General features: G+C 53.8%; 15 protein-coding genes. 11 read left to right on the top strand and 4 right to left on the bottom strand.

The genetic code is table 11. The features are described 5' to 3' along the window. Positions 1 to 31 precede the first annotated feature (31 nt). Complete coding sequence (locus QZ517_RS06085; RefSeq protein ID WP_294223726.1) at positions 32 to 1,246, top strand: class I SAM-dependent RNA methyltransferase; 1,215 nt, start codon at positions 32 to 34, stop codon at positions 1,244 to 1,246. Between the two features lie 88 nt (positions 1,247 to 1,334). Beyond that, the gene (locus tag QZ517_RS06080) at positions 1,335 to 1,829 is read left to right on the top strand and encodes a L,D-transpeptidase family protein (RefSeq protein WP_294223723.1); all 495 of its coding nucleotides are present in this window, start codon (positions 1,335 to 1,337) and stop codon (positions 1,827 to 1,829) included. Here QZ517_RS06080 and QZ517_RS06075 read toward each other — a convergent pair. Then, positions 1,820 to 2,215: a CAP domain-containing protein gene (locus QZ517_RS06075; RefSeq protein ID WP_366766007.1), complete on the bottom strand. Its 396-nt coding sequence runs from the start codon at positions 2,213 to 2,215 to the stop codon at positions 1,820 to 1,822. The genes QZ517_RS06080 and QZ517_RS06075 overlap by 10 nt on opposite strands. Positions 2,216 to 2,501: 286 nt before the next feature. Between QZ517_RS06075 and QZ517_RS06070 the strand changes: the two genes are divergently transcribed. Together QZ517_RS06070 and QZ517_RS06065 are read left to right on the top strand one after the other, a co-directional pair. Then, a complete protein-coding gene (locus QZ517_RS06070) occupies positions 2,502 to 3,098 on the top strand; it encodes a L,D-transpeptidase (protein ID WP_294223717.1) in 597 nt (198 codons plus the stop codon). Between the two features lie 145 nt (positions 3,099 to 3,243). After that, positions 3,244 to 3,426 (top strand): hypothetical protein, encoded by a 183-nt coding sequence (locus tag QZ517_RS06065; protein WP_283424386.1) that lies wholly within the window; start codon positions 3,244 to 3,246, stop codon positions 3,424 to 3,426. A gap of 103 nt (positions 3,427 to 3,529) precedes the next feature. Here QZ517_RS06065 and hemH read toward each other — a convergent pair whose 3' ends face one another. Then, positions 3,530 to 4,582: a ferrochelatase gene (gene hemH / locus QZ517_RS06060; RefSeq protein WP_294223714.1), complete on the bottom strand. Its 1,053-nt coding sequence runs from the start codon at positions 4,580 to 4,582 to the stop codon at positions 3,530 to 3,532. A gap of 23 nt (positions 4,583 to 4,605) precedes the next feature. Continuing rightward, on the bottom strand, positions 4,606 to 5,424 hold the full coding sequence (locus QZ517_RS06055) for an SAM-dependent methyltransferase (protein ID WP_294223711.1): 819 nt from the start codon (positions 5,422 to 5,424) through the stop codon (positions 4,606 to 4,608). Positions 5,425 to 5,442: 18 nt separating this feature from the next. Here QZ517_RS06055 and QZ517_RS06050 point away from each other — a divergent pair, with 18 nt between their 5' ends. Genes QZ517_RS06050 through QZ517_RS06035 form a run of 4 tightly spaced genes read left to right on the top strand, consistent with a single transcriptional unit; the run spans position 5,443 to position 7,738 of the window. Further along, a complete protein-coding gene (locus tag QZ517_RS06050) occupies positions 5,443 to 6,171 on the top strand; it encodes a ComF family protein (protein WP_294223708.1) in 729 nt (242 codons plus the stop codon). A gap of 37 nt (positions 6,172 to 6,208) precedes the next feature. Beyond that, complete coding sequence (gene grxC / locus QZ517_RS06045) at positions 6,209 to 6,466, top strand: glutaredoxin 3 (RefSeq protein ID WP_294223706.1); 258 nt, start codon at positions 6,209 to 6,211, stop codon at positions 6,464 to 6,466. Between the two features lie 6 nt (positions 6,467 to 6,472). Beyond that, entirely contained in the window at positions 6,473 to 7,303 is an 831-nt protein-coding gene (locus QZ517_RS06040) for a carbon-nitrogen hydrolase family protein (protein WP_294223785.1), read from the top strand. Continuing rightward, positions 7,304 to 7,738 (top strand): MarR family transcriptional regulator, encoded by a 435-nt coding sequence (locus tag QZ517_RS06035; RefSeq protein ID WP_168590904.1) that lies wholly within the window; start codon positions 7,304 to 7,306, stop codon positions 7,736 to 7,738. A gap of 5 nt (positions 7,739 to 7,743) precedes the next feature. On the opposite strand, the gene ubiG is transcribed toward QZ517_RS06035, so the two are convergent. Next, positions 7,744 to 8,487, bottom strand: coding sequence for a bifunctional 2-polyprenyl-6-hydroxyphenol methylase/3-demethylubiquinol 3-O-methyltransferase UbiG (gene ubiG, locus QZ517_RS06030; protein ID WP_294223704.1), 744 nt, complete (start codon positions 8,485 to 8,487; stop codon positions 7,744 to 7,746). Between the two features lie 49 nt (positions 8,488 to 8,536). Between ubiG and pip the strand changes: the two genes are divergently transcribed. From pip to rimP, 3 genes are all read left to right on the top strand, one after another. Next, positions 8,537 to 9,511 (top strand): prolyl aminopeptidase, encoded by a 975-nt coding sequence (gene pip, locus QZ517_RS06025; RefSeq protein ID WP_294223701.1) that lies wholly within the window; start codon positions 8,537 to 8,539, stop codon positions 9,509 to 9,511. A 92-nt stretch (positions 9,512 to 9,603) separates the two neighbouring features. Further along, positions 9,604 to 11,085: an ABC transporter substrate-binding protein gene (locus QZ517_RS06020; RefSeq protein WP_294223699.1), complete on the top strand. Its 1,482-nt coding sequence runs from the start codon at positions 9,604 to 9,606 to the stop codon at positions 11,083 to 11,085. A 142-nt stretch (positions 11,086 to 11,227) separates the two neighbouring features. Beyond that, positions 11,228 to 11,821 carry a ribosome maturation factor RimP gene (rimP, locus tag QZ517_RS06015; protein ID WP_294223695.1) on the top strand — a complete coding sequence of 198 codons (594 nt, stop codon included), beginning with the start codon at positions 11,228 to 11,230 and terminating at the stop codon, positions 11,819 to 11,821. The last annotated feature ends 4 nt before the right edge of the window (positions 11,822 to 11,825 follow it).

Below are 11,825 nucleotides of genomic sequence, written 5' to 3'. Positions count from 1 at the left end.
CCTTGTGCCCGTCCCCAACTAAGGGACGGGCATGAGCCAGATTGATATCCAGCGTTTGGGCCTGCACGGTGATGGAATCGCCGACGGATCCCTCTATGTCCCCTTGACCCTTCCCGGAGAGACCGTGGAGGGAGACCTCGACGGTAATCGGTTGACCAATATGCGGGTTGTGACTCCATCTGAGCACCGCGTGAAAGCCCCGTGCCGTCATTTCAAATCTTGCGGCGGTTGCCAGCTGCAACATGCGTCTGATGACTTTTTGGCGGAGTGGAAGGTTGAGGTTGTCAGGCAAGCGCTTGCCGCACAGGGTTTGGAAGCAGACTTGCGGCCGATCTTGACCTCCCCCCCCAAATCCCGCCGACGCGCGGTGTTCTCAGCGCGGCGCACCAAAAAGGCGGCTTTGGTGGGTTTTCATGCCCGTGCTTCGGATGTGATTGTAGAGATTCCAGATTGCCAGCTGCTGCACCCAGACTTGCTGCCCGCCCGCGAGGTTATCTTGCAGCTCTGTCAAATTGCCTCCTCTCGCAAAGGGGAAATCAGCGCTACCGTCACGTTGTCTGACGCCGGCATAGACATGGCCGTTGTTGGTGGAAAACCGTTGGATGGACCGCTGCTGGCCCGATTGGCTCAGGAAGTGGAGCGTTTCAAGTTGGCGCGCTTGACATGGGATGGCGAAGTGGTCGCGACACGAATGGTGCCGGCGCAGAGTTTTGACGCTGCGTCTGTGGTTCCTCCGCCAGGTGCCTTTCTGCAGGCGACCGTTGAGGGAGAGACTGCCCTTCTGAATTCAGTCAAAGCGGCCATCACGCAGGGTGGTTCCGGAATTGACCTCTTCGCGGGGTGCGGGACATTTACTCTGCCCCTGGCCATGACCTACCGTATGCATGGCGTGGAAGGCGACAAGGCGATGGTCGACGCCATGGACGCTGGATGGCGCATGGCGCAAGGCCTTAAACCGGTCACTGTGGAAGCCCGTGACCTATTTCGAAATCCCATTGTTTCAGAAGATCTTAAATATGATTTTGCAGTGATCGATCCGCCACGCGCCGGGGCAGAAGCCCAGGTTGCCGAGCTGGCCAAGTCTGACCTGTCGGAAATCGCCTATGTGTCTTGTAATCCGGTGACTTTTGCACGTGATGCGGCGACTTTGGTCGCGGCAGGGTACCACCTAGATTGGGTTCAAACCGTCGACCAATTCCGCTGGTCGTCGCATGTGGAATTGGCTTCAAGATTTGTTCGGAAATAGCTGCTATCACGCAGCCGTGAGAGGCCAAAATGGCCCCAATCTGTTAAAAGCCCTCCAAAGAGGCAGTGGTACAAAAAGGACTTAAATGATGCGTTTGTTTCCCGCTTTGTTGCTTGCGGTTTTGACGTTTGGCTTGGCAAGCTGTTCCAGCAAATTTATGTCATACAACGGTCCAGAAGTGACCCGCGTTGCTGTGTTTAAGGAACAACGCAAAATTTACCTCATGCACCACAACGAAGTTTTGAAATCGTATGATATGCACCTCGGTTTCCAACCCGTGGGTCACAAGCGAGTGGAAGGCGACGGCAAAACGCCAGAGGGTGACTACTTTATCGATCGCCGCAACCCAAACAGCCAGTTCTATCTCTCGATAGGCGTGTCATATCCCAATAACGTTGACCGATCACATGCCGCGTCTTTGGGTAAATCTCCAGGTGGTGACATCTTTATTCATGGCCGGCCAAAAAAATATCGTGACGGCAAGAATGATTGGACCGCGGGCTGTATTGCGGTCACAGATCGTGAAATTCGCGAGATTTACGCCATGGTGAACAACGGCACGGTTATCTCAATTTACCCCTGAAAATCGGCCAGCTGCACAATGTTGCGCTTGCCCATCACCAGTGTCCACCAGATCTTTCCGCTGCCTTCCTGGAACCAGGCAAAGCCCATGTCCTGGGCTTTGGGGTCCAAAATCACCGCGCGCGTGTCATCTTGTTGCATCCACGCAGCCAGCGTTTCCACTTCTGATTCGTAGGTCTCGCTGATGGTTTCTCCAACAAGTGCACCGGAATACCCAACCCGCGCTACGCGGTCTAAAGGTGAAGAGCCGTCTGAGCCAAAGTGCCAAGGACGGTTTTGAAGGGACATATCACGCGCGTGCGTGGCAGCCGCCGCGTTCAGTTGCCCATTCAATTCAACAGCGGGGGCACCACCGGCTGCGCGCAATGCGTTGATGGAATCCAGCACTTGATATTGTACTCGGGACGTACTGTTCGCTGAGATCTTGTATTGTTTTGTGCTGGACCCGCCCGCACCGCAGGCTGCCAAGCCAAAAGCCACTACAAACAAAAGTGCAATTACGCGCATTGTGTTTCCGTCCCGAAGAATTGATTGGCAGAGTCCTACCTGCCCAACGTTGCTATGAAAACCCACATCGGCGTGACATTGCTCTTTTGCGCTTGATTGATTTGCGACTGCGGCATTCCGGCCATATGATCGACCGGTCTTTATCAAGTGGGTTCTGGAGGAAAAAATGGCTGTTGATCGGTCTAAGAAACTTGGCCGTCGTGCCTTTTTGGCAAGCGGCGCGGCTTTTTTGAGCGCGCCGGCGATTGCGCAAACCGAGACCGGAACCACAGAGGTCGAGCGCGATCTGGATGACATTGTGGTTCGCAATATCTCGAGCTTTCGCTCTTTGGATTGGGCGCCTTACTTTGACAATCTCAGGAACGGCGCCGTTCTAGTGGATGTAACGTCGCGTGCACTGCATTACTGGTCCGAAGATGAGACGGTGTACAAACTATACCCAACATCTGTGCCTCTAACCGAAGACCTCACCCGCCGCGGTCGAACCAAGGTTGTTCGCAAGGTTGATGGGCCAAGCTGGCGGCCAACACCCTCGATGAAGAAGCGCAATCCTGAATGGCCTGATTATGTTGGGCCTGGTCCGGATAACCCATTGGGAACCCATGCGCTTTATTTGAGTTGGACCTATTACCGAATTCACGGGACGCACGACACGCGCAAAATTGGTCGCCGGTCCTCAAATGGGTGCATCGGACTGTACAATGAACACATCTCCGAATTGTTTTCGTTGACAAAAGTCGGCACACAAGTGTTGCTAATTTGACGACATTTGGACCTTGGTGGGTGGCTATCGGCAATCTTGGGTTTGCAAAACCGGCTTTTTGCTGTTTAGACATTTCACGAGGTAAGTCTTGGGTGCTTGTCATCGCCCTCATTGTTATGGTGGCAAGCGAATTCTGGAGGATATTATGAAGAAACTTGTTCTCGCTGCTGCTCTGACTGCCGCTGCTTCCACCGCGTTCGCGGGCTCCATGGCCGATCCGGTTGTTGAACCTGTTGTGATCGAAGAAGCTGCTGGTAGCTCTGGCAACGACGTTTGGGTACCGCTTCTGCTGCTGGTCATCGTGGCCGCGGCTGCAGCTGCATCCTAAGTCGCTCTAAAGCGATCTGACATTCGAAAAGGCGGGGCTTTGCTCCGCCTTTTTGTTTTTCTGGTTCCTGCTGAACATCTGTAAAATAGAGAGTTTGGTTGGGTTACTTCACCCAACCTCCAAGGTTCTCATCAATAATCTGGCAGAGTGATGTAATGTGGGAAGTGTCAGCGTTAAGACAGGGAATGTAGAGAAAATCCTTGCCGCCAGCTTCCTCAAAGCTCTCTTTGATCTCCTCGTTGATCTCTTCCAGTGTTTCGATGCAATCGGCTGAGAACGCAGGAGCAATCACGGCGATATTGGTTTTGCCGTCTTCTTTGGCAAGGCGGGCAACTTCTTCAACGGTATAGGGTCGCAACCAATCTTCAGGTCCAAACTGAGATTGGAAAGTTGTGCAAATATCGGTGTCTTGCCAACCCAATCGTTCCTTCAGCAGGCGCGTGGTTTTTTGGCACTGGCAATGATACGGATCGCCTTCTCGTAGGTAGCGTTTTGGCATCCCGTGATAGGATACGACCAAAAGGTCAGGGCGCTTCTTGGCTTTGGCATAGGCATCTTCCACCGATTTGGCCAAGGCATCGATGTAGGTTGGGTGATCAAAGTATGCCGGCACCGTACGCGCGGCCGGCTGCCATTTTTCTTCCATCAAAGCCCGAAAAAACTGGTCGTTGGCAGTTGCAGATGTGGCCCCGGCGTATTGCGGATAAAGCGGGAAAAACAGGATTCGTTCACAACCCGCCGCCACCATTTGGCGCACTTTCGAAATGGTCGAAGGGTTGCCATAGCGCATACAGAAATCCACCATAACTTGTTCACCATGTTTTTCTTCCATGGCTGACGCAATCTTGACTGTTTGCTCCTTGGTGATCACCATCAACGGGCTTTCACCGTGTTCCTTGTCCCAAATGGACTCATAGGCCTTACCGCTGGAGAATGGTCGTTTGGTCAGGATGATCAGTTGTAACAGTGGTTGCCATTTCCAGGACGGATAGTCGATCACCCGTTTGTCCGACAGAAACTCACTCAGATATCGACGCATTGGCCAATAGCTGTAGTCATCTGGAGTGCCGAGGTTGGCGAGGAGAATGCCTGTCTTGCCGCGTGCCACCTTTGGGTGGTCTTTCGGGGCGTGGGCCGGGCATGTAGCTTGGGTCATTGGCTGTGGTCCGTGTAAGTGAGTCACTTGGGCAATTTGAATTCGGGCGTGCTTAAAGCGTCTGCGAGTCTGTTTGTTGCTGAGCCAGGACGCAGAGGTTGCGGCTGGCTGGCATCAGGCGCCCAGCCAGTTAAAAAGATCAGTTCGAACGTCGCGGGAACCCGACCAGCCTCCATGAATGTCTCTGTGTAGATTTCACTCGCTCGGGTGAAAATTGAGCGGCGGGTTGCGTGGCGAAGTCGGTCAATTAGAGCGTTTCCTTCACCCATTGAACGAAGGTCGTTCATTAAGGCCCAAGGGCTTTCGTAAGTGACTTTTAGAGGCAAAGAATCGGCAACTGGCAATGCCAGTCCGGAACGTTGCAGTAGCGCGCCTAGATCACGTATTTCACCCATCGGCGCAACACGTGGGGACAGCCCACCTGTGATTTCCGCTTCCGCTTGGGCCAGTGAGGCACGCAGCTCATGTAATGTTTTTCCGCCAAAGGTGACTACGAGGCAGAGGCCGTCGTCCTTTAAAGCGCGTCGACATTGGATGATTTGTCCCACAGGATCATCGGCCCAATGTAGCCCCAGTCCATGTATCACAAGATCATGCCTTTGGGGCTGCAAATCCAAAGTGTCATTGTCGGAGATCAACTTGGCATTTGGCAGACATGTGCTCCAAACCCCAGGAAATCCGGTCACTACGGCTGGTGCCGTAAACTCTCTGTTAACCATGTTGAGGCGATCCTGAACCTCGGTAATGGCTGCTTCGTGCAGAAACATTCCAGTGGTTAGATCGGCGCGCGCGCGGTTGCGTCGCAATGCATTTGTATCAGTGAGGCGAGGGTTGTTTTGCATGATGCGGACAATAGGCGGGTGAAGGCGAAGATTCAAACCGCCATACACCTTTTGTTCCCACCACGATGTGTGGCCTGTGGCCACATGGTGGAAAGTGATTTTGGCCTTTGTGCGGATTGTTGGGCGCAGACAGCCTTTATAGGAGCGGCGGTATGTGACGTTTGTGGTCGACCTGTCACGGCTGATACCGCCGAGATTCGCGTGGCGTGTGATGATTGCCTGAGTGACCCGCCGCCTTGGAAGCAAGGACGATCAGCGTTCCTTTATGAAGCTACGGGGCGCCAAATCGTCCTAGCGTTCAAGCATGGCGACCGAACAGAAATTGCGCGTCCTGCTGGGCGGTGGCTCTTTAATGCTGCTCAGTCGCTTTTGGACAAAGTGGATGTCATTGCTCCCGTCCCTTTGCATCGGTTTCGGTATTTGCGGCGCCGATTTAATCAGGCCGCTCTTTTGGCTGAGAGATTGGCGGGTGAGGCTGGAGGTACTTTTTGCCCAGACCTTCTCTTGCGAACAAAAGGTTTCGGAAGTCTGGAGGGGTTGAATCGGGTAGAGCGTGCCCGGAAACTGAAAGGCGCGATCGAGCCTAATCCTAAGCGTGCATCGCTATTGTCCGGAGCTAAAGTGTTATTGGTAGACGATGTTTTGACCAGTGGGGTAACCTTGCGCGTCGCAACGGACGCGTGTCTCACGGCCAATGCCAAGGAAGTGTCAGTCGTGACACTGGCGCGCGTTGCAAAGCATGCCTAAATGCCTGACAAACGATCCAAGAGGAAAAGGAAACGCTATGCAGCCGGTTGAGATTTACACCAGCCCACTTTGTGGGTTTTGCCACGCCGCCAAACGGCTTCTGGCCCAGAAAAACATTTCTTTTGTCGAGATTGATGTTTTGCAGGATCCAGATCGTAAGCCGGAAATGATAACCCGTGCAAATGGCGGTCGTACTGTGCCCCAGATTTTTGTCGGGGAAACTCATGTTGGAGGTTGTGATGACCTGTATGCGCTTGAGCAGGCAGGAAAGCTTGATCCTCTATTGGCGGCTTAAGTGGCTATGCGAGTGGCCTTACTTCAAATGACCTCATCGGATTTGCCCGAGGAGAATTTGGCAACAGCCGACGCAATGCTGCGTGAAGCAAAAGGCCAAGGTGCAGACTTTGCCTTTTTGCCTGAAGTGATGAATTGCCTATCGACTAGTCGCGTGCACCAAGAAGCGGTGCTAACGTCAGAGGCTAAGGACGCGACTCTTGTGGCTCTGGTCGATTTGTGTACGGAACTTGGAATTTGGCTTCTGATTGGCAGCATCGGCCTAAAGACGCAGGATGCGGACGGGCGTTTTGCCAATCGGTCGTTTGTTGTTTCTTCCGAAGGCGAGATTGTCGCGCGATATGATAAGATCCATATGTTTGATGTGGATGTGTCGCCGGAAGAGACCTATCGGGAATCTGACGGATACCGGCCTGGCGAGCGAGCTGTTGTTGCTGATACGCCTTTGGGCAAGCTGGGCTTGTCTATTTGCTATGATGTGCGTTTTGGGGGGCTTCATCGGGCTCTGGCCCAAGCTGGGGCGGAAATCCTGACGGTTCCAGCGGCCTTTTCTCACGTCACAGGTGCGGCGCATTGGGAGACACTGCTGCGTGCCCGGGCTATTGAGACCGGTTGTTTTGTCATTGCGCCGGCACAGACCGGCAAGCACCCAGCTTCCAAAGGACAGTCACGCCAAACACATGGGCATTCCATGGTTGTCGCTCCCTGGGGAGAGGTTTTGGTGGATGCAGGAACCGAACCGGGCGTGACGCTTGTTGATATTGACCTGACATTGGTTCAGAAGGCCCGTAGGCAAGTGCCGTCCTTACAACATGACCGAGACTTTAGCGGGCCCTAAATGAACGACAAAAGCGGATTGGCGATTACGCTGTTTGGCGAAATTCTGATGGTGGATCAGCTCGCCCGTTCCCGTTTGTCAAAAGTTTTGCCCAAAGGTATGGAGCTGTCGCATTTTTCCGTGCTGAATCACCTGGATCGCTCGAACGCCGAACGCAGTCCAGCTCAGTTAGCCAAGACTTTCCACCTTACCCGCGGGGCAATGACAAACACGCTGCATAAGCTAGAGACGGCGGGATATGTGCATATCCGTCCAGATTGGGACGATGCGCGCCGTAAAATGGTTGCGATCAGTCCTGCCGGCCGACAGGCTCGTGACGCGGCGCTGGCGAGCATGGAGCCGATCATCAATGACATGGTCAGTCGCTTGGGCGATGACAGGGTACGCGCCGCGCTCCCGATATTGCGTGAATTGCGTCTGAAACTGGAAGAGTAGGTGGTTCAGGCCTTGGAGCTGGCTGTCACGTAGTTGACGCTCAGGTCTTTGTCTGAAATCGACCATTGCCAGCTGATTGGGTTAAAAACAAAACCTTTGCTGTCGATCGGCGTCAAACCGGATTGCTCAATCAAGACAAATAACTCATCTGGGGTGATGAACTTATGCCATTCATGGGTGCCTTTGGGCAGCCAACGCATGACGTATTCGGCCCCAAGAATGGCCACCGCAAAACTCTTAGGGTTCCGGTTGATTGTTGAGCAAATATGCAAACCGCTGGATTTGAGCAACTGTTGGCAAGCTGTCATGTAGCTCAGCGGGTCGGCCACATGCTCTACGACTTCCATGTTCAGTACCACGTCAAACTGTTCGCCGGCTTCAGCCATGGCTTCTGCCGTTGTGTGGCGGTAGTCAATCTGTAGTCCGGATTGCTCGGCATGGATGCGCGCCACAGGTAAGTTTCCACCCGCCGCATCCGCACCCACTACGTCGGCCCCAAGTCGCGACATAGGTTCAGACAAGAGCCCGCCACCACAGCCAATATCCAGAAGGCGCAGTCCGGCAAAAGGGTGGGCTGCTGACAAGTCGCGATTGAACTCTGCGGCAATCTGCGTCGTAATGTAATCAAGGCGACAGGGGTTGAGCATGTGAAGTGGCTTGAACTTGCCATTGGGATCCCACCATTCGGCTGCCATGGCTTCGAATTTGGCCACTTCGGCAGGATCTACCGTGGTATTGGTGGCTTGCATTTTGAACTCTCCATGCTCATTTGGACGTCGCAACCATTATAGGTAGGACATGGATAAAAACTCGGGCCAAAAGCGCGCAGTGCACTACCTTTACCCTCCGGTCGAACCGTTTGACCAGAGGATGCTGGACGTGGGCGACGGGCACAGTATCTACGTCGAACAATCCGGCAATCCAAGCGGTTTGCCGGTTGTTGTTGTGCATGGCGGACCTGGTGGCGGCAGCAGCCCTGCCATGCGACGCTATTTTGATCCCAATGTGTATCGCGTTATTCTTTTTGACCAACGCGGATGCGGCCATTCGCGGCCACATGCCGAAGTTAAAAACAACACCAGCTGGCACCTTGTTGCTGATATGGACCGTATTCGGACCACACTGGACGTCACCGAATGGATTGTCTTTGGCGGCAGCTGGGGCGCAACTCTGTCGCTCCTTTATGCGCAATCCTATCCCGCACAAACAGTCTGTTTGGTTTTGCGTGGTGTGTTCCTAATGACTCAATCGGAGCTTGATTGGTTTTATGGAGGTGGGGCTGGCCATTTCTGGCCTGAACCATGGGCACGATTTGCAGAGCTGGTGCCTTTTGAAGAGCGTGGGGACTTGATCGAGGCATACCATCGTCGCCTGTTTTGTGGAGATCGCGCGACGGAGATTAAGTTTGCAAGGGCTTGGGCAAGTTGGGAAAACGCGCTGGCGTCGGTGTATTCCAACGGGCATGGCGGAGAAGCGCCCGCCGAATATGCGCGCGCATTCTCGCGGTTGGAGAATCACTACTTCCGAAACAAAGGTTTTCTGAACCAGGATGGTCACATTCTTGCCAACATGGATGTTCTCAAAGACATACCCGGATATATCGTTCAAGGCCGATATGATATGATTTGTCCTCCCAAAGCGGCGCATGATTTGGTGTCAACATGGGGTAAGATGGCGGATCTCCGCATAATTCGAAACGCGGGGCATGCGTTGTCGGAGCCGGGGATTAGCGCGGAACTTGTGCGCATCATGGATGATTTGGCGCGGATCTAGCAAAACGTCTGGACATTGGGGTTTGTTGGCCTTCTCATCTGGCTCCGACCAAGTGGAGTTTGACCGTGTCACGCATTAGCCGACGCAGCCTTTTGACAACCGGTGCCGCAGCAGGTGTGCTGGCGGCTTCAGGGTTGGGCGTGTCGGCGGGTACACCTAAAGCTGGCGGCACTATTCGCGCAATCGTGCCGGGCGGCAAGGACTCAGACACCTGGGATGCTCGAACTCACGACAGCCTGTTTATGATGGCAGCTTGTCATGGGGCTGTGTTTGATTGCTTGACCGAAATCGGGCCTGATGGTGGATTGCGTGGTGAATTGGCGGAGAGATGGACCGCCAGCGCCGATGCCCGAGAGTGGACGTTTGATCTGCGCAAGGATGTGCAATTTCACAACGGCAAGGCATTTGAGGCGCAAGATGTGCTTGAAACCTTTGCTTTGCATATTGGCAATCAAAGCGGATCACCGGCAGATCCGTTGCTGCGTGACGTCGTTGGCATAAAGGCGATTGGTACGCATCAGGTCCAGTTCACATTACATTCGCCAAATGCGGATTTTCCTTACCTTCTGTCCGATTACCACCTCGTTATTTACCCAGCGGGTTTTATTGAATTGGCGATGCAAAACGGGATTGGTACGGGACTTTATAAAGTTGCGGACTTCAAGCCGGGACAACATCTCCAGGCCCATCGCGTGAAGAATCACTACAAGGGCACAAGAGCGGGTTTCTTCGACGAACTGTTATTGATCAACGAAGCCAATCCCTCTGGAAGACTAAATGCGCTCTTAGAATGTGACGTGGATGTCGCTGGCCAAATCTTGCCTGTCCATGCACCGCAAATTTCGAAGCAGCGTGGTATGTCACTGCAGAACCTGCCGGGTAACCAACATTACAGTTTTGCTGTTGGAGGCAATCTTGGCAGGCAGCAAGCAGAGATTGTTCGGTGCGCCGTGAAGTGCGCCATGGATCGCCCGAATTTTGTGCGCCGAAGCTTATTGGGGTATGGCCAGATTGGATTGGATACGCCAATTGGTCCGGCGAACCCCTATTTCGCGCCGGAACTCACCCAACCGGAGTATGATCCGGAATTGGCAAAAAGTTTGTTGCGTGAAGCGGGCGTGAATCATCTTCGTATTGGGGTGTCCCCTCATTCTAAGCAGGAGTTCTCGACCATATTGGAGAGTTTTACTCAGCAAATGGCACGGGTTGGCTTGAGGGTTGATGCTGCCGATAGCCCAGTGACCGCATCACTGCACTTTGCTGCTGGCCGCGTTACCGAAGATTGGGCGATGTCTGCGTACCTTGCTCCGGGCGGCGTTTGGAATCGCGCGGGTTGGCAGGACAACCGCGTTGACAAGTTGTTGTGTGTTGCGCGTTCTGAAATGGATGCGGAAAGGCGGCGTGGGCTTTATGGCGAGCTGCAGAGTGTCGTTCAAAAAAGCGGAAGCCTAGTGGTTCCTGCCTTCGCAAATCACTTGCAAGCCATCACGGACGCCATTGCAACGCCCAAAGCCATTGGCGCCCAATACGCGCTCGACAACGCGCGTTTCGCCGAGCGCTGGTGGCGTGCGTAGGCATATTTTCCAAGGGGGCTTGCAGACTCAGCTTTGTCGACGTATATCCCTCTCAACAGCGGCGCGGTCGGGTTAGCCTGAACGCTCCACCGGGAAAGATCGACGGGCCGCGTGCCCGTTTTTTTGTGCTTGGAATACATCTATGAGTGACCTTATTGCCAAAGCGGCGATTGACCGCAAGCTGGCAGACATTGTTGCCCCAGTCGTTGAAGACATGGGGTTCGAGTTGGTGCGTTTGCGCCTAATGGGTGGGAAGTCCCACACTCTGCAGATCATGGCCGAGCGCCCTGGTGGCGGCATCGAAGTGGATGAGTGCGCCCAAATCTCCAATGCGGTTAGCGCGGTTCTGGACGTCGAGGATCCGCTTTCAGACTCCTATACACTGGAAGTAGGCAGCCCTGGCGTTGATCGCCCTTTGACGCGGCTGAAGGACTTTGACGCCTACGAAGGGTATGAAGCCAAAATCGAAACTGCTGAACTTATCGATGGGCGCAAACGATTTCGTGGCACTTTGGCTGGCATCGAAGGCGAAGATGTTCTGATTAACATCGAAGATCAGGGTGAAACTGTCACAGTTGGTCTGAATTTTGACTGGCTGGCAGACGCGAAGCTGATGCTGACAGATGACCTCATTAAGGAAATGCTGAAAGTGCGCAAAGAAGCGGGCATTCTGAACGAAGACGAATTTGACGATATCGAGACCGGCGAAAAAGCGTCCGGCGAGTCCGAGGAGTAAAAAC

It is taken from the genome of uncultured Shimia sp., from assembly GCF_913054185.1.
Classification (GTDB): domain Bacteria; phylum Pseudomonadota; class Alphaproteobacteria; order Rhodobacterales; family Rhodobacteraceae; genus Shimia.
This window is presented reverse-complemented; position numbering and strand designations above follow the sequence as displayed.

Excerpts from the sequence above, each read along its gene's own strand:
- QZ517_RS06085 (WP_294223726.1), top strand. The coding sequence starts at position 32 with ATGAGCCAGATTGATATCCAGCGTTTGGGCCTGCACGGTGATGGAATC.
- rimP (WP_294223695.1), top strand. The coding sequence starts at position 11,228 with ATGAGTGACCTTATTGCCAAAGCGGCGATTGACCGCAAGCTGGCAGAC.
- QZ517_RS06040 (WP_294223785.1), top strand. The coding sequence starts at position 6,473 with ATGCGAGTGGCCTTACTTCAAATGACCTCATCGGATTTGCCCGAGGAG.
- pip (WP_294223701.1), top strand. The coding sequence starts at position 8,537 with ATGGATAAAAACTCGGGCCAAAAGCGCGCAGTGCACTACCTTTACCCT.
- QZ517_RS06065 (WP_283424386.1), top strand. The coding sequence starts at position 3,244 with ATGAAGAAACTTGTTCTCGCTGCTGCTCTGACTGCCGCTGCTTCCACC.
- QZ517_RS06080 (WP_294223723.1), top strand. The coding sequence starts at position 1,335 with ATGCGTTTGTTTCCCGCTTTGTTGCTTGCGGTTTTGACGTTTGGCTTG.
- QZ517_RS06055 (WP_294223711.1), bottom strand. The coding sequence starts at position 5,424 with ATGCAAAACAACCCTCGCCTCACTGATACAAATGCATTGCGACGCAAC.
- ubiG (WP_294223704.1), bottom strand. The coding sequence starts at position 8,487 with ATGCAAGCCACCAATACCACGGTAGATCCTGCCGAAGTGGCCAAATTC.
- QZ517_RS06035 (WP_168590904.1), top strand. The coding sequence starts at position 7,304 with ATGAACGACAAAAGCGGATTGGCGATTACGCTGTTTGGCGAAATTCTG.
- hemH (WP_294223714.1), bottom strand. The coding sequence starts at position 4,582 with ATGACCCAAGCTACATGCCCGGCCCACGCCCCGAAAGACCACCCAAAG.
- grxC (WP_294223706.1), top strand. The coding sequence starts at position 6,209 with ATGCAGCCGGTTGAGATTTACACCAGCCCACTTTGTGGGTTTTGCCAC.
- QZ517_RS06070 (WP_294223717.1), top strand. The coding sequence starts at position 2,502 with ATGGCTGTTGATCGGTCTAAGAAACTTGGCCGTCGTGCCTTTTTGGCA.